The 15,433-nt window shown below is 67.6% G+C and carries 14 protein-coding genes; 11 read left to right on the top strand and 3 right to left on the bottom strand.

The window, feature by feature from the left end:
* On the bottom strand, positions 1–420 hold a 420-nt coding region (locus OK17_RS07655), incomplete at its 3' end, for a LysR family transcriptional regulator substrate-binding protein (RefSeq protein ID WP_461417105.1).
* 41 nt (positions 421–461) lie between these two features.
* On the opposite strand from OK17_RS07655, the gene OK17_RS07650 reads away from it, so the two are divergent.
* Complete coding sequence (locus tag OK17_RS07650) at positions 462–848, top strand: DUF5997 family protein (protein ID WP_461417107.1); 387 nt, start codon at positions 462–464, stop codon at positions 846–848.
* Between the two features lie 60 nt (positions 849–908).
* Here OK17_RS07650 and OK17_RS07645 read toward each other — a convergent pair whose 3' ends face one another.
* The gene (locus OK17_RS07645; RefSeq protein ID WP_461417104.1) at positions 909–1,346 is read right to left on the bottom strand and encodes a hypothetical protein; all 438 of its coding nucleotides are present in this window, start codon (positions 1,344–1,346) and stop codon (positions 909–911) included.
* 302 nt (positions 1,347–1,648) lie between these two features.
* Here OK17_RS07645 and OK17_RS07640 point away from each other — a divergent pair, with 302 nt between their 5' ends.
* From OK17_RS07640 to OK17_RS07625, 4 genes are all read left to right on the top strand, one after another.
* Positions 1,649–3,568 carry an NHL repeat-containing protein gene (locus OK17_RS07640; protein WP_461417103.1) on the top strand — a complete coding sequence of 640 codons (1,920 nt, stop codon included), beginning with the start codon at positions 1,649–1,651 and terminating at the stop codon, positions 3,566–3,568.
* A gap of 291 nt (positions 3,569–3,859) precedes the next feature.
* Positions 3,860–6,076 carry an MMPL family transporter gene (locus tag OK17_RS07635; RefSeq protein ID WP_461417102.1) on the top strand — a complete coding sequence of 739 codons (2,217 nt, stop codon included), beginning with the start codon at positions 3,860–3,862 and terminating at the stop codon, positions 6,074–6,076.
* A gap of 2 nt (positions 6,077–6,078) precedes the next feature.
* The gene (locus tag OK17_RS07630; RefSeq protein ID WP_461417101.1) at positions 6,079–6,714 is read left to right on the top strand and encodes a TetR family transcriptional regulator; all 636 of its coding nucleotides are present in this window, start codon (positions 6,079–6,081) and stop codon (positions 6,712–6,714) included.
* A gap of 236 nt (positions 6,715–6,950) precedes the next feature.
* Positions 6,951–8,234, top strand: coding sequence for a hypothetical protein (locus OK17_RS07625; RefSeq protein ID WP_461417100.1), 1,284 nt, complete (start codon positions 6,951–6,953; stop codon positions 8,232–8,234).
* Between the two features lie 24 nt (positions 8,235–8,258).
* Here the strand turns inward: OK17_RS07625 and OK17_RS07620 are convergent, their stop codons facing one another.
* Positions 8,259–8,975 (bottom strand): GntR family transcriptional regulator, encoded by a 717-nt coding sequence (locus OK17_RS07620; protein WP_232717748.1) that lies wholly within the window; start codon positions 8,973–8,975, stop codon positions 8,259–8,261.
* A gap of 282 nt (positions 8,976–9,257) precedes the next feature.
* Here OK17_RS07620 and OK17_RS07615 point away from each other — a divergent pair, with 282 nt between their 5' ends.
* From OK17_RS07615 to OK17_RS07590, 6 genes are all read left to right on the top strand, one after another.
* Positions 9,258–10,598: an LLM class flavin-dependent oxidoreductase gene (locus OK17_RS07615; protein WP_461417099.1), complete on the top strand. Its 1,341-nt coding sequence runs from the start codon at positions 9,258–9,260 to the stop codon at positions 10,596–10,598.
* Between the two features lie 67 nt (positions 10,599–10,665).
* Positions 10,666–11,121, top strand: coding sequence for a GlcG/HbpS family heme-binding protein (locus OK17_RS07610; RefSeq protein WP_461417098.1), 456 nt, complete (start codon positions 10,666–10,668; stop codon positions 11,119–11,121).
* Positions 11,121–12,068, top strand: a complete 948-nt coding sequence (locus OK17_RS07605) for a dihydrodipicolinate synthase family protein (RefSeq protein ID WP_461417097.1) — start codon at positions 11,121–11,123, stop codon at positions 12,066–12,068. Before OK17_RS07610 ends, OK17_RS07605 begins: the two co-directional genes overlap by 1 nt.
* Complete coding sequence (locus OK17_RS07600; protein ID WP_232717744.1) at positions 12,065–13,447, top strand: MFS transporter; 1,383 nt, start codon at positions 12,065–12,067, stop codon at positions 13,445–13,447. Before OK17_RS07605 ends, OK17_RS07600 begins: the two co-directional genes overlap by 4 nt.
* On the top strand, positions 13,444–14,661 hold the full coding sequence (locus OK17_RS07595; protein WP_461417096.1) for an LLM class flavin-dependent oxidoreductase: 1,218 nt from the start codon (positions 13,444–13,446) through the stop codon (positions 14,659–14,661). Before OK17_RS07600 ends, OK17_RS07595 begins: the two co-directional genes overlap by 4 nt.
* Positions 14,658–15,425, top strand: a complete 768-nt coding sequence (locus tag OK17_RS07590; protein WP_461417095.1) for an enoyl-CoA hydratase/isomerase family protein — start codon at positions 14,658–14,660, stop codon at positions 15,423–15,425. Before OK17_RS07595 ends, OK17_RS07590 begins: the two co-directional genes overlap by 4 nt.
* The last annotated feature ends 8 nt before the right edge of the window (positions 15,426–15,433 follow it).

Here is a 15,433-nt window from a genome sequence, read left to right as displayed (position 1 = left end):
GCCACGCTCGGTCGGCGCTACTCGGCCGGCAGCGAAGAAGCCGGCGACCGGCTCGTCGAGCGGCCACAGGAACTGCTCGTCGGCGAGGTCGGCGAGGGTCAGCTCGTCGCCCGCAGTGAGTACGTGATCCTTGGGGACCACGACGACGGTGGTCTCCTCGTACAGTTCGATCGTGTGGTGCGGACCGGCCTCGCCGTGCCGCAGAGCGTCGGGCAGACGCGTGATCGCCATCTGAACGTTTCCCTGGGCGACGGCGGCCGCGCAGTCGGCGACCTCGAGGGCGACGAGCTCCAACCGGATGTCGGGTTGCCGCTCCGACCAGATGCGAACCCATTTGCCGGGGGTCACGCCGGGGACGTATGCCAGTCGGAACGTCGGAGCCCCGGATTCGCCTGCCCGGTCGGGTGTGGTCACGACCAAAGGCTACCGCCCGATACCCTGGGGTAATGAGTTCGCAGTCGATGAAACCGGCCACCGCCGCCAAGAAGCTGGACGTGTACCTGCCGGCCACCCCCGCGGAGTTCCGCGAGGGTTCCATCACGCGCGCCGAGCTCACCGCCCTGCAGGCCGATCCGCCGGAGTGGCTGAAGACCCTCCGCGCCGAGGGACCGCATCCGAAGAACCTGGTCGCGGCCAAGCTCGGTGTCTCCAACTCGGCGCTGGTCCGCAACGGGATCACCGAGGCGCTGACCACCGCGCAGATCAACGACCTGCTCGCCGAGATGCCCGAGTGGCTCGCCGCCGAGCGCGCCACGCAGGTGGAGGTCCGCCGCGAGGAACGACGCGTCAAGTCCCTCCACGAGGATCGTCGTCGGGACCGAGAGGAAGCCGAGAACCCCGAGGCCTGACCGCGGGCGCGGTAGAGCGCCAGCAGCACAGAGCACAGCCCAGCCCCAGCGCAGCCTCGGTCAGCGAACCGACAGCACGTTGACGCCGGGGATGACCTCGGTCGCCTGGATACCTGTCGCCCTGTCCTGCATGATGCGGACCGTCGCGATCACCGGGCCGGACCCGGTCGGGGCGACCGCCGAGGTCGGCAGCCGGGCGAAGTCGCTCGTCGTCGGGTAGTCGGGTTTCTGCCAGTGTCGTAGCCGGACGACCCCGGTCTTACCCGTGGCGAGGTTTCGCCACGACACCGACAGGAACCGATACCCGTAGGGATAGTCGAACTTCGCAGGAGCGGGCACCGCGAACTCGACCGCGGCCGGCGGGGGCGGATACTGCAGCGTCCTCGGCGCGGGTGTCGCGACCACCCGGACCGGTGACAGGGTTCCGCCGGCGACGTCCGGCGGCAACTGCAGGCCGTTGAGCGCCGGGATGTCGAAGCTCAGCATCGGCGCGGCCACCGGTCTCACCGCAGGTTTCGCCGTGGCAGTGGCGACACCGCCCACGGAAAGCATCAGTGCCACAACAACAGTGATCATCGACGTGCGAGCGGTCAAGCGCATAAGAATCTTTCGGTCGCCGTTGTCATCCCACGTTCAACCGTCACACACCATCTCGGCCCCCGCAATGCCTACCGGCGCCGTGCACTCACCGACGCCATGGACGCGAATCCCCGGTGTGACCGTTTCGCGAACTTCACCGACACTTCTTCGTTATCCTCCCAGCGAACCCACCCAGGGTGATCCCGCGTGAGGAGCCAGAGGTGCAGCGTCGAAACCACCACCGTCGGATGGCGATCGCCGTGGCCGCTGCAATCGGCCTCGTCGGACCCCTGTGTTTCTCCGGAGCCGGTCCCACACCCGCGGCCCCGACCCCGTCGGTCTCCGGCGCGGTGGTCGCAGACGGTCCCGCACGGGCATGGGATGTGCGCGCCTGGATCACCGGGACCGACTCGTCGACGGCGCGCAGTGCGGGGGTCGCGCGGTCGGACCGATCCGGTCGCTTCACTCTCCGACCCACCGCACAGCCCGGCGCGGGCGAGGCCTTCTACGTGACGGCCACCCCGGCGGGACAACCGAATTCGTTCACCACCCTCGCCACGATCTCCCCGACCCTGCTCGCACACCTGACCGTGAACGAGCTGACCACGGTCGCAACGGGTTACGCGATGGCGCAGTTCGTCGACGGCACTCGCATCAGCGGACGGGCACCAGGGGTGCGCAATGCGGCATCGATGGCGGGCAATCTCGCCGACCCGACCAGTGGCCGGATCGGTTCCACCCTCGCCTCCGCACCGAACGGCGCACAGACGTCGACCCAGGCCGCCTTCCTCTCGCTGTCCAATGCGCTCGCCGCCTGCACGTCGTCGGCCGAGGGATGCGCCGCCCTACGATCCGCGACGACGACCCCGCTGAGCGGCCGGCCGTCGAACATGGTCGAGGCGATGGCCAACATGGCGAAGAGCCCGGAGCACAACCCCGCCGGGTTGTTCGGCGTCGCGCTGCGCAGACCCGCTCGACCGGGCGCGCTTCCGCTGCCTCCCGCCGCCTGGACACTGGCGCTCCGATTCGACGGCGGCGGTGGACTACTCGCCGGCCCGGGCAACTTCGTCATCGGCGAGGGCGGCGACATCTGGGTCAACGCGAACTACGAGTACAACGCCGATCCGCGAACCCCCGTGTGCGGCAGCAAGTATCTCTTCCGCTTCGGGCCCGACGGCAAACTCGTCGGCGGACGCCCCATCACCGGCGGCGGCCTCAGCGGCGCCGGTTACGGCATCACCCGGGACCACTCCGGCGACATCTGGGTCAGCAACTACGGCTTCGCCGCACCGGAACCGGGCTGCCCCGCCGACCGCCAGCCGCCGCACAACTCGATGTCGAAGTTCAGCGCACAGGGTGAAGTCCTGTCGCCGCCCGCCGGATTCACGCAGGGGTCGATCAGCTGGCCGCAGGGTATGACCACCGACCGCACCGGATCGGTGTGGACCACCAATTGCGCCACCAACTCACTGACCGTCTTCCCCGACGGCGACCCGAGTCGCGCCCGCAACATCAAGGTCGACGTGAAGCAGCCCTTCCATCTCGTCGACAACGGCCGGGCCCTGTTCGTCAGCGGCCTGCAGAGCAGTTCGATCGCGATGCTGGATCGCTCCGGGCGACCGCTGCGCACCCCCATCACCGGACCCCACGTCGACAACCCGCTGGGCCTGGCCACCGATGCCCGCGGCAACGTGTGGATCGCGAACTCCGGGGTCATCACCCTGCCGTGCCCCGACCGTCCCACCGGTACGGGATCATTCGGTTCCGTGTCCGCTCTCGGCCCGACGGGCAAGCCCCTCGTCGGACCGCTGCGCGGTGGCGGCATCACGATCCCGTGGGGCATCACCACCGACGGCGACGGCAACGTCTGGGTCGGCAACTTCGCCGGCAAGCGCGTCTCGAAGTTCTGCGGCGCGAACGCCGCCACCTGTCCGCCCGACAAGCGCACCGGCGACGCCATCTCCCCGGACGTGACCGGCTACTTCTTCGACGGGCTGGCGCGCAGCACCGGCATCATCGTCGACCCTGCGGGCAATGTCTGGACGACGAACAACTGGAAAGAGATCCCGCTCCAGACCAACCCGGGCGGACTCCACATCGTCGCCCTGGTCGGTGCGGCAACCCCGGTCCCGGTGCGCTGACCGGTTCACACTGCCGACCCACCACTTCACACGAACACCCCGCTTGTGACCGGCATCGCATTTCGGTGTCCGATTTGCGAAAGTTCGTCACAGAATTCGCCCTGATTCGCGTGACTAACGGAAGCGCGCAGGTCACGCTTGTCATCGCGCCGGAATCGGGGGCCAGTGCAAAAGTGGTACTCAGTAACTAGTGTTAGTCACTAACACATGTGGCGCGACCGTCGCATGTCGCACCAACGGTCGGCGCCGACGCCGGCCCTGCGCTCGTAAAACCGAAAGGGTTCACACGCCATGGCGTCGCTTCTGTTCAGGCTGGGGAGTTTCTCCTTCCGGCACAAATGGGCCGTGATCGCGGCCTGGCTGGCCGCGATGATCGCGGTCGTCTCGCTCGTCGGCGTCCTCCAGCCGAAATTCGCCCAGGACTTCAGCCTCCCCGGAACCGACTCCGGCACCGCGACCGAGCAGGTCCAGGAGTACTTCCCGCAGGTCATGAAGGAGCAGGAGCGCGCCTCCACGAGCATCCTCGTGGCCGCGAGCGACGGCCTGCAGAACCACACCGACCAGATCAACAAGCTGGCCGAGGATCTGCGCACGCTGCCCGACGTCATCGCGCCGGAAACCGTGGTGAACCCGGTCGTGGCCGCTGCCGTCGACCCGGCGATCGCCCCGTCGGTCCTCGGTGACAACGGTCGCGTCGGCCTCATCCAGGTCCGGCAGAACATCACGGTCATGGACCTGACGACCGAGAACAAGGAAGAGCTCGTCAAGATCCTCGACGAGAACCGCGGGAACGGCCTGCAGGTCGAGGCCACCGGCGCCCTGATGCAGGTGATGGATCAGGGCGGCGCCGCCGAGCTCATCGGCTTCGCCATCGCCTTCGTGGTCATGATCGTCGCCTTCGGCGCCCTGATCGCGGCGTTCATCCCGCTGGTCACCGCCATCGTCGGCGTCGCGATCACCATCATGCTGCTGACGCTGTCGGCGGAACTGCTCTCGATCAACCAGTCGGCGACCGCCATCGTGACGATGCTCGGCATCGCGGTGTCCATCGACTATGCGCTGTTCATCGTGTCCCGGTTCCGGGCCGAACTGAACCGGGGTGGTGATGCGGCCGATGCCGCCGGCCGCGCGGTCGGCACGGCCGGATCCGCGGTCGTGTTCGCCGGCCTCACGGTCATCATCGCGGTCGTCGCCCTCGTGGTCATCGGCATCCCGATCATCACCCAGATGGGCGCCGGTGCCGCCGTCGCGGTCTTCATCGCAGTCTCTGCCGCACTGACACTCATCCCCGCCCTTCTCGGTGCGTTCGGCCGCTTCGCCTTCCTCCCGAGGATCCCGTGGATCAAGCACGCCGAGCAGTCCGAGGACGGTGACACCCTGGGTGTTCGCCTGGGCCGCACCGTCGTCAAGGCACCGATCCCGTTCATCATCATCGGCCTGCTCGCACTCGCCGCGGCGGCCATCCCGGCCACCAAGATGGAACTGGGCCTGTCGCTGTCGACCGAGGACGAGGCACCCGCACTGGCGTTGCTGAGCAAGGGATTCGGTGAGGGCATCAACGGCCCGCTGCTCGTCGTCCTGCACGACGACGACGCCCCGATCGCACCCGTCGCGAACGAGGCCGTCAAGCACATCGCCGGCCTGAAGGACGTCGTCAACCCCGAGGCCCTCACCTGGATCGGTAACGAGGGCGGACAGAACGGCGACACCGCGCTCATCACCGTGACACCGAAGAGCGCACCCTCGTCCGAGGCGACGCACACGCTGATGGAGAACATCCGCGCGTACTCGCCGACCGTCGAGAAGGAAGGCGCCGAACTGCATGTCGGCGGCCAGACCGCGATCATGTCGGACCTCTCGCAGAAGCTCGACGACGCCCTGATCCCCTACCTGATCGTCGTCGTCGGACTCGCGTTCCTGATCATGATCGGCGTCTTCCGCTCCCTGTGGGTGCCCCTGATCGGCACGGTCGGCTTCATCTTCTCCGTGCTCGCGACCTTCGGCATCACCGTCGCGATCTTCCAGGAGGGCTGGCTCGGGATCATCACGAACACCCAGCCGATCATCTCGTTCCTGCCGATCTTCCTGATCGGCGTGGTCTTCGGCCTGGCGATGGACTACCAGGTGTTCCTGGTGACCCGAATGCGCGAGGAGTACATCCACGGCATGACCGCCAAGGAGGCCATCGTCGCGGGTTACCGGCACGGCGCCCGCGTGGTGACCTCCGCGGCGATCATCATGATCAGCGTCTTCGCCGCGTTCATGTTGTCGCCGGAGACGACGGCCAAGATGATGGGCTTCGCCCTCGCCTCGGCAGTCCTGTTCGACGCCTTCGTGATCCGCATGCTGGTCGTCCCGGCCGTCATCGCACTTCTCGGCGACCGCGCCTGGACCCTGCCGCGCTGGCTCGACAAGCTCGTCATCAACTTCGACATCGAGGGCGAAGCAGTCCGCCACCGCGGACTCCCGGACCCCGACGACAAGAAGACGCCGGTACCGGCGAGCTGACCGTGTCCACGGCATCACCCACCACCGACGCCCCGGGCAACCGCCCGGGGCGTCGGCCCGGGTTGCGCGAGCAACAGAAGATGCGCACCCGCAACGCCATCCGCGAGGCAGCCCTGCACCTCATCGCCGAACAGGGCTACGCGAAGACGACCGTCGAGCAGATCGCCGAGTCCGCCGGCGTCTCCCACACGACCTTCTTCCGCTACTTCCCCACCAAGGAACAGGTGGTGGTCGGTGGAGAACACTTCGAGTCCGAGGCGCGCGCCATCGTCGAATCGAGGCCGCCCGGGCTCGGCCACTTCGACCTCATCCGGCGGCTGTTCACCGAACTCCACCGCCTCACCGTCGACGACCCGTGGGTCGGCAATCCGCTTCGGATGCAACTGATCCGGTCGGAACCCCTGCTGCAGAAGACCTTTCAGGTCGAGTCCGAGCGGATGATGACCGGGATGCGGCAACTCATCGCCGACTACCTCGGCCGCGACGCCGACGACTTCGCCCTCGGGGTGTTCCTCGACGCGGTGGCCGGGGTGACCTTCCGGCTCGCGACCGAAGGCGACGACAACCCGGTGGATCTGCAGATCGAGACGACCCTGCGCGCCATCGACCTTCTCGAGCAGGGGCTTCCGCTCGACTGACCCCCGGCCGCAGCTGCAATGCGCCCCCGCAATGCGCCCCTGAAATGCGCCCCCGGGAAGCACCCTCCAGAGCGGTTCCGACGACACTATGTCACCGGTCCACCTGTGGAGGGCGCATTTTGGGGGCGGTTCTGAGGGGCGCATTTTCGTGACGCCTTTCGATGCACTTTCCGAAAGCCGCAGTGCACGGGCATAACCCGACCTACGATGAGCTGATCCGTGCAGGAGGGATCAGCATGCGACTCACCCGACGCCTCCAGATCAGGCTCTGGCCACGCACTCTCGCGGTCGCGGCGCTGACGCTCGCCCTCGCCGCGACGTCGTTGATCGCGGCCTCACCGCCGACGGCCCGGGGTTTCGCCGAGGACATCTGTTATACGCCAGGGGCACCACCCCACAACTGCGCACCGTTGCCGTTCGCCTGCCCGCCGAACAACGGCGACGATCCGTTGTGCGGCATCCGTGGCGCCATCCGTTACGGCTACACGCTGCAGCAACCGCTCGGCGGACGCAGTCTGGTGCATACCGATTCGACGTACATCATGGCGCGCAAGGTGGGCTTCTCGCTGCAGGACGCCTATTGGATCGCCGCCTACAGCGAGGCCACCGACCTCGGTACCTTCGCGCCCCGTGACATGCGCAGCAACAAGGTCCCGAACGCAGCCGCGTTGACCACCAAGGACATCAGCGGCCTCGTGCGCACTCACTTCAACACCGGCGGGTTCCTCTTCCACGTGCTGCCGACGATGCGTGATCCTCGATCGCCGGTACCGAACGGGTTGCGACCCGACGTGAACGATCCGCGGCAGGAAGTGATGCTCACCCACATCCGGCGCTGGGCCATGGAAGGCCCCGGCAGCGATGCACCCCTGTGCACAGGCGGTTTCACCGACCGGACCGCACGCGGCGACTTTTCCACCGGAACAACGTGTTACGGCGGTCGTAACCCGGCCCAGATCACCGGCCAGTACAGCGTCGCCTATCCGGTCACGCTCCCCTTCCAGAACGTGACCGGCCGCCAGGTCATCACCGACGGGGTGACCTCGGAGCGATTCGACTCCTACGTCGGTAAGCAGTCGGCCAACGCGCGTATCGGCATCTACATCCACGCACTCGGCGACCGGATCTCGCACCATACGTGCACCGACCGGGCCACGATGACCCCACCGACGCCGCGCCACCGCGCCTTCGACATCGACCTGGTCGATCGCGCCTGCAATCAGGGACCGCACGCGGTACGCCACGAATACGAGACCGGCGTGGACTTCCACGATCTCGCTGCGGAGGACCGCACCACCGAGGCAGCCCTCTCGATGGTCTACGACGAGCTGGTGAACTTCGCCCGTGAGCGCGGGGTGCTGGACCCGGCAGCCACGAGCCCGGCAGCGAAGACCACGGTGGTTACCAACGGCCTGATTCCCGCGCTCGAGCGGCGCAATCCCGAGGCCCGAATCCGCGCGGTGACCGCGGTCGGCTGCGGTCTCGGCGTGCCGGCGTTCCCGGGTAGCCCGTCCTGCTGATCCCGGCGGCCCCGGCGAGTCGCACTAGTCAGCCGAAGCGGCCTCGGACTCGTCCTCGACGTGCAGCAAGGCCTTGACGCGAACATCTCGCGTCCGCTGTAGGTGACGTGTGATCAGATCGCGCGCCGCGGCGACATCGCGTGCTCGCATCGCGTCGATGATCTGGAGATGCTCGTCGTGACTGTGGGACAGGTTCCCGGTCTCGGCCAGCGACTGGGTCTCGTAGGTTGCGAGCTGAGAGGTCAAGCGCTCCAACACCTCACAGATGGTGTCGTTGCGTGAGGCGGCGGCGAGGACGCGATGCCAACGCCGGTGCAGCTGCCGTGCACGGTCGTGGTCGGCTTCGGCGACGGCATTCTCGTGGACGAGCGTCAGCCTCGCGAAGTCGAGCTCGGTCGCATGCCGGATCGCCGATTCCACGGCCTCGGCCTCGAGGGCGATACGCACCTGGTAGATGTCATAGATCTCTTCGGGCGTACGAACCCTGACCACCGCGCCGCGCGGGCCGCGTTCGACGAGACCTTCCGCCTCGAGCCGCAACAGGGCGTCGCGTACCGGCGCGCGAGAGACACCGTGCCGGTTGCTGAGCGCGACTTCCTGCAGTGCGCCACCCGGGGGCGGGTTGCCGGCGAGGATCTCCTGTCGGATCACCTGATACAGAGCACCACGCGCACCCGCCGCATCGGCGTTCGACTCGCCGGCGGCCGAACCCGGCGCCGGCTCGAGAACTTCTCGTGGCACATGCCCTCCTATGGCGATGGTCGTGGCAATGGTGTCATCTGCGACATCTCACCGCCGGGGCGGTCTGTCGACCTCGTCGTTCACTGCTTCTACCGGATGCACCTCGTCTTCACGAAGTTCCCGGCCGACAAAAGCTCACGCTGCGCGGAAGTCTTGTCGCAGGCGATGGTAACGCCGTATGAATACGGCTGTCGACATCCGTAGACACATGTTGACGAGCGATCTACCAGCCACTTCCCACCCCCGCCCGCCGAATCGCCCGATCTCAGAGGAGACAGCCACGTGAACACGCCGCGTGAGCATCGCACACCCGAGAGCTCCCTGATCCTCATCACCACCGCGATGGGCGTCGGGATGCACCTCGGTGCCTGGCGGTACCGGACGGGCGAGGCCTCGGACTACCTCGACCTCGACTTCTACCAACACATCGCCAGATCGGCGGAGCGCGGCGTCCTGCACGGACTGTTCCTCGCCGACACGCTCGCGCTGTCGGAGGAGAACCTCGAACGGCCCAACCTCGGCGCCCTCGACCCCATCGTGGTCCTCTCCGCACTGGCATCGGTCACCGCCCGCCTCGGACTCGTGGCTACGTCGTCGACCACGTTCAACGAGCCGTTCAATCTTGCTCGCAGGTTCTCAGCTCTCGATCATCTCAGCGGTGGCCGGGCCGGGTTCAACGTCGTCACGACCTTCGTGCCCGACGTCGCCGCGAACTTCGGCGCGAGCGACCTGCCCCAGCACGACAACAGGTACGCCCGGGCCGAGGAGGCGATGGACGTCATCACCGCCCTGTGGCACAGCTGGGGTGAGGATGCTCTGATTGGCGACAAAACCACCGGGGTGTTCGCCGATCGGGAGCAGGTTCAGCCCATCGACCATGTCGGACAACACTTCACGGTCCGAGGACCGCTCACCCTCCCCCGGACCCGGCAGTGCCGGCCGGTGGTGTTCCAGGCCGGGGCGTCCGAAACCGGACGGCGACTGGCGGCGCGCACCGCCGACGCCGTGTTCACCGTCCAGAACACCCGATCGTCGGCGTCGGAATTCCGCGCCGACATCCGTCGTCGAGCAGAGGGTTTCGGCCGTCATCCGGACTCGGTGAAGGTTCTGCCGGGTCTCGTTCCCGTCATCGGACGAACCCGGGAGGACGCGCGCGACCGCAAACTCGCCCTCGACGAGCTGAGCGCCGACGCCGAGCTCCGCAAACTCGCTCTCCGGGTCGGAGTGCCCGTCGACGCACTGGCCCTCGACAAACCACTCCCGGTCGACCTCATCCGCGCGAACCCCGCGTTCAACGCCTCACACGGATTCCGCGACGCCGTCGTCCGGCTGGCCGTCGAGGAGAACCTCACCGTCCGAGAGGTGCTGTACCGCAACGGTGGTGGGCACGCCCAGGTCGTCGGGACACCCGACGATGTCGCCGACCTGATCACCGACTGGTACCGCAACGGTGCCGTCGACGGTTTCAACCTCATGATCGACGTCCTGCCCGACGGCCTCGACGACTTCGTCGATCACGTGGTCCCCCGCCTCCAGGATCGCGGCGTCTTCCGAACCGAATACCAGGGCACCACGTTCCGAGAGGACCTCGGACTCTGCCCGACCGTGCAGCCCGTGTCCTGACACGACGCCGCTCATTCCGCACAACCCCACCCCCGACCCCCGACATCCGACACCCGAAGGAGAACCCGTGCTGCAGATTTCCCGTATCGACCTCGCCGAGGCGAGGTCGCTGATCGCCGCGGCCACCGAACGCTCACGAGAGATCGGCGTGCCGATGTGCATCGCCGTCGTCGACGAGAGCGGCTATCTGGTCGCGTTCGACCGCATGGACACCGCGAAGATCACCAGCGTCTCCATCGCGATCGACAAGGCCTTCACCGCGGCCGGCGCCCGCAACCACACGTCGTTCTACGGCAAGGTGTCCCAACCGGACGGGCCGGCGTGGGGCATCAACCAGACCAACGGCGGCCACTTCAACGTCATCGCCGGCGGCATCCCGATCATCGTCGACGGCAACGTGATCGGCGGCATCGGTATCAGCGGTGGCAACTCCGCCCAGGACGACGACGTCGCGGCCCACGCGGTCAACCGGGCCGGCGTCGGTGAGCCCGTCGAGCTGCCGGTGCCGGCCGGGGCACACTGATGGCGTCGAATCCCCTCCCGACCGGCGTCATCGGCGCCGCGCTGACCCCCTTCACCGAGGACAACCGCGTCGACCGTGCGCGCCTCGATCCGTTGCTGGACTTCATGGTCGAGCACTGCGACGCGGTGTCGCTCCTGGGTGCCGAGGTGTCCGAGTACCAGATTCTCGGCGAGGCCGACCGGGTCGCAACGCTCCGGACCGCCATCGACACCGTCGACGGACGTGTTCCGGTTCTGGCCGGCGCCTCCTCACCCGATGTCGCCGAGGTCCTGCGGCTCGCCGAGTCCGCGGCGGACGCCGGTGCCGACTTCATCCAGGTCCTCATGCCCCGGCACCCGGGTGGCAACCCGGCGCGCGCGGGCGACCTGGTGGCCTTCTTCGAACGGATCGCGGCGTCGTCGCCGCTCCCGATCGTGGCCTACCACAACCCATCTCAGGGTACCGACACCGATGCCGCGACCATGGTCGAGCTCTCGCTGATCGACGGCGTGGTCGGGTTCAAGGAGAGCTCGCGCGACCTGACCAAGATCGGGCGGCTGTGCGCGGAGATCGACTCGGCCGGCCACGCCCGCTACTTCACCACGATGCAGCCGCTGCTGACGACGCTTCTGCTCGGCGGTTCGGGCGCGATGATGCCGCCGCCCGGCACGCTGATCGGCGCACAGGTCGTCGGCGCTCTCCGCGACGGTGATCACGAGCGGGCTGCTCGGTGGCAACGCCACTTCCGACTGTTCCCCAGCCGGTGGGCCAAGTACGGACTGACCACCACCATGAAGGCCGCGATGGGCGTCCTCGGCCACGATCTGGGCGGCCCCGCAGCACCTTTCGGCCCGATGCCCGAATCGGACATCGAACTCCTCGCGCAACAACTCGACTCGTTCGACCTCCCGTCCCCACTCGCGGTGCCGGCTACCGCCGGCGCCCTCGCGAAAGGCCTGTCCTCGTGACCCACACGCTCACACCCCCGAACACCGAAACCCCGGAGCAGCGCAACGGCAGGCGCCATGCTTTCGCCGGCGCGTACCTCGGCTGGATGTTCGACGGCTACGAGACGTTCGCGACCGTGCTCGTGGCGTCGTTCGTCGTCAACGACCTCGTCGGCAAGGACGCCTCGCCGTATTACGTCGGTGCCATCCTCGCGATCACCCTGCTGTCGTGGGCGATCGGCGGTCTCGCATCCGGCGTGCTCGCCGACCGTTTCGGTCGTCGCAAGGTCATGATCGTCTCGATCCTCTGGTACGCGATCTGCGCCGGACTCACCGCACTGGCACCCAGCTACGGCGTCCTCCTGGTGCTGCGCTTCCTCACCGGTCTCGGCATGGGCGCCGAGTGGGGCGGCGGCAGTTCACTGGTCGCCGAGACCGCACCTCCCCGCCGTCGGGGCCTCCGACTCGCATTCCTGCAGAGCGGCTTCGGCATCGGCTTCCTCATCGCCACCGGCGTCTGGCAGCTCGTCAACCAGGGCAACCCCGGCGACTGGCGCTGGATGTACGCCCTCGGCGTCCTCCCCGCGCTCCTGGTCCTCTACATCCGTCGTCTCGCCTCCGACTCCCCGTTGTGGGTCAAGGTCGACCAGCAGCGTCGGGCACTGACCGAGGCCGTGTCCTCGGGCAGCGTCAGCAGCGCGAAGGCCGCCGAGTTCCTGAAGCCGTCCATCAGCCAGGTGTTCTCGCATCCCGTCTACCGTCGTCGGGTTCTGATGCTCACCCTCGGCGCCCTCGCCTCGATGATCGGCTGGTGGGCCGTCTCCACCTGGATTCCCGCCTACGCCCGCAGCATCCTCGTCGGCACCACCGATGACGTTCCGAGCGCCGTCACCCTGGTCGTTCTCGCCTACAACGCGGCCGGCGTCGTGGGATACCTCGTCAACGGATGGCTCGCCGACCTGATCGGTCGCAAGCCGGTGATCTTCACCTTCTTCGTCGCGTCCGTCGCGCTGACCCCGTGCATGTTCCTGCTCCCCGACAGCAAGGGCACGCTGATCTTCTGGGCCGCGGTGAACGGCTTCTTCACCCTCGGCCAGATGACCTGGCTGGCGCTGTACCCGAGCGAACTGTTCCCCACCAACGTGCGCGCCACCGGTATGACCCTGGTGTTCAACCTGGCCCGTTTCCCCGCGGCCATCGGGGCACTCATCAGCGCGTCGCTGATCACCGCGTTCGGCTCGATCTCCGACGCAGCCATCGTGATCGGCTGCGCTGGTTACGGTCTCGGCGTGATCGTGGCCCTGTTCCTGGGACCGGAGACCCGTGGAACCAGCCTGCCCGCACCGGTCGCCATCGCCGATACCGAAGAAGGCGATGTCAAGGAAGGAGCCCAGCGATGACGGGTTCATCGGACACCGCGGCACTGCACCGGCCGCCGTCACCACTGGAGGACCCGACGAGCCCGCTGTCGCGGATCGCTCGACAGCCGATGATGCTGGGACTGTTCCTCCCCACGCAGACCGGGGCTTTCTCCCAGTCGACATACCCCCGCGACACCCGCTGGGATTTCGATTACAACCGTGAACTCACGCTGAAAGCTGAAGCACACGGCCTCGACTTCGCCTTCGGCCTCCAACAGTGGGTGAAGAAGGGCGGATTCGGCGGAGAGACGAACTATCGGGAGAACTTCCTGGACCCGTTCATCTCGACCATCGCACTCGCCCCGCTGACGACGCGACTGGTCACGATCTCGACGGTCCACGTGCTGTACGGGTCCCTGCATCCGCTGTACCTGGCCCGTTTCGCCGCCACCGCCGATCACATCGCGCAGGGACGGTTCGGCCTCAACATCGTGACCGGTTACGACGCCCGCGAACCGCTCATGTTCGGCATGCAGCGCATCGAGCACGACGAACGATATGCCCGCGCAGACGAATTCGCCTCGATCATGGAAGACCTGTGGGCCGGCGAAGAGGACCTGACCTTCCACGGCAGGTGGTACGACCTCGAGAGCGCCTACGTGTCGCCGCGTCCGGCCCACGGACGCCCGATCATGGTGTCGGCCAGCGCGTCGGCGGCAGGTTTCGCCTACGCCGCCGACCATTCCGACATCGTCTTCACCTCGAGCCGGTCGGGGGCGCCGTATGCCGATGCGATGCAGTCGATCCCGACGATCACCAAGGAGATCGACGAGGCCTACGACCGGACCGGTAGGCAGCACAAGACGATCATCTTCCCGATGGTCATCTGCAAGGAGACCCGCGAAGAGGCCTACGCCCACCGCGATGCGATCACGGCTCGCGCCGACACCGCGTCGATCGTCAACTACGACGCGCGGCACCGCGCGGGTGACGCGCAGGGATGGCCCAAACACGTGCCGTCCGATCGCGTCCTGGGTGGACACGTCCAGATCATCGGCAGTCCCACCGATGTGGCGGACCAGCTCGAGGGGTTGCACGAGGCCGGCATCGACGGTGCGCAGCTGGGCTTCTACGACTACGGTCCGGAACTCGACTTCTTCGCCGAAGCCGTGCTCCCGATCCTCGAGGCCCGAGGCCTGCGTATCCCCGACCCGATCGTCAGCAACCCACGAGAGGCGGTGGCCGCGCGATGACCGCCGTCTCGTCCACCGAACCGGTGCTGGTCCGGGCCGAACACGACGGCCCGGTCACGACAGTCACACTCGCCAACCCGGAGCGTGCCAACGCGCTCACCTATGGTGCGATGAAGCAGTTCATCGAAGGACTGCGTGCTGCTCACAGCAATCGGTCGCTGCTGCTGGTCATTCGGGCCGAGGGTGACGACTTCACCGTCGGACGCGATCAGAAGGAGAAGGTCCCCGGTGTCACCAAAGCGCAGTCGCTGGGCCTGATCCTCGAGGCCAACGCGTTGTTGCGCGGGTTCCCCGGCGTCAGCGTCTCCGTGATCCGTGGCCGCGCCCTCGGGTTCGGCAGCGGGATCTCGGTGCAGTCCGATCTGTCCATCGCCGCCGACACGGCCACCCTCGGGTTCGACGAGGTGCGCCACGGCCTCGCCCCGCTGGTCGTCGCCGAGTACCTGCCGCCGCTCATCGGACCCCGCGCCGCCGCGGACCTCATCTACACGGGTCGGGACGTCTCGGCCTCGGAGGCCCTGGCAATCGGCCTCCTCAGCCGCGTCGTGCCGGAGGCCGACCTGGACACCGAGGCCCTTGGCCTATGTGACTCCCTGGTGGCCGGTGAACCCGGCGCACTCCGGCTGATGAAGAGTTACTCGGCCCGCCTGCGGGCCGGGAGCATCGCTGATCCGCAGGCCGCGGCCGTCGCCGAGCTCGACGCCTGGCTGTCGGCCGACCGGCCCGAGTTCCCGGACGTCCCGGAGAATCCCGCCGCCCGGTAGTCGAGCCC

The sequence above is a fragment of the Gordonia sp. GN26 genome (assembly GCF_054823965.1).
This window is presented reverse-complemented; position numbering and strand designations above follow the sequence as displayed.

Excerpts from the sequence above, each read along its gene's own strand:
- OK17_RS07650 (WP_461417107.1), top strand. The coding sequence starts at position 462 with ATGAAACCGGCCACCGCCGCCAAGAAGCTGGACGTGTACCTGCCGGCC.
- OK17_RS07635 (WP_461417102.1), top strand. The coding sequence starts at position 3,860 with ATGGCGTCGCTTCTGTTCAGGCTGGGGAGTTTCTCCTTCCGGCACAAA.
- OK17_RS07625 (WP_461417100.1), top strand. The coding sequence starts at position 6,951 with ATGCGACTCACCCGACGCCTCCAGATCAGGCTCTGGCCACGCACTCTC.
- OK17_RS07605 (WP_461417097.1), top strand. The coding sequence starts at position 11,121 with ATGGCGTCGAATCCCCTCCCGACCGGCGTCATCGGCGCCGCGCTGACC.
- OK17_RS07595 (WP_461417096.1), top strand. The coding sequence starts at position 13,444 with ATGACGGGTTCATCGGACACCGCGGCACTGCACCGGCCGCCGTCACCA.
- OK17_RS07590 (WP_461417095.1), top strand. The coding sequence starts at position 14,658 with ATGACCGCCGTCTCGTCCACCGAACCGGTGCTGGTCCGGGCCGAACAC.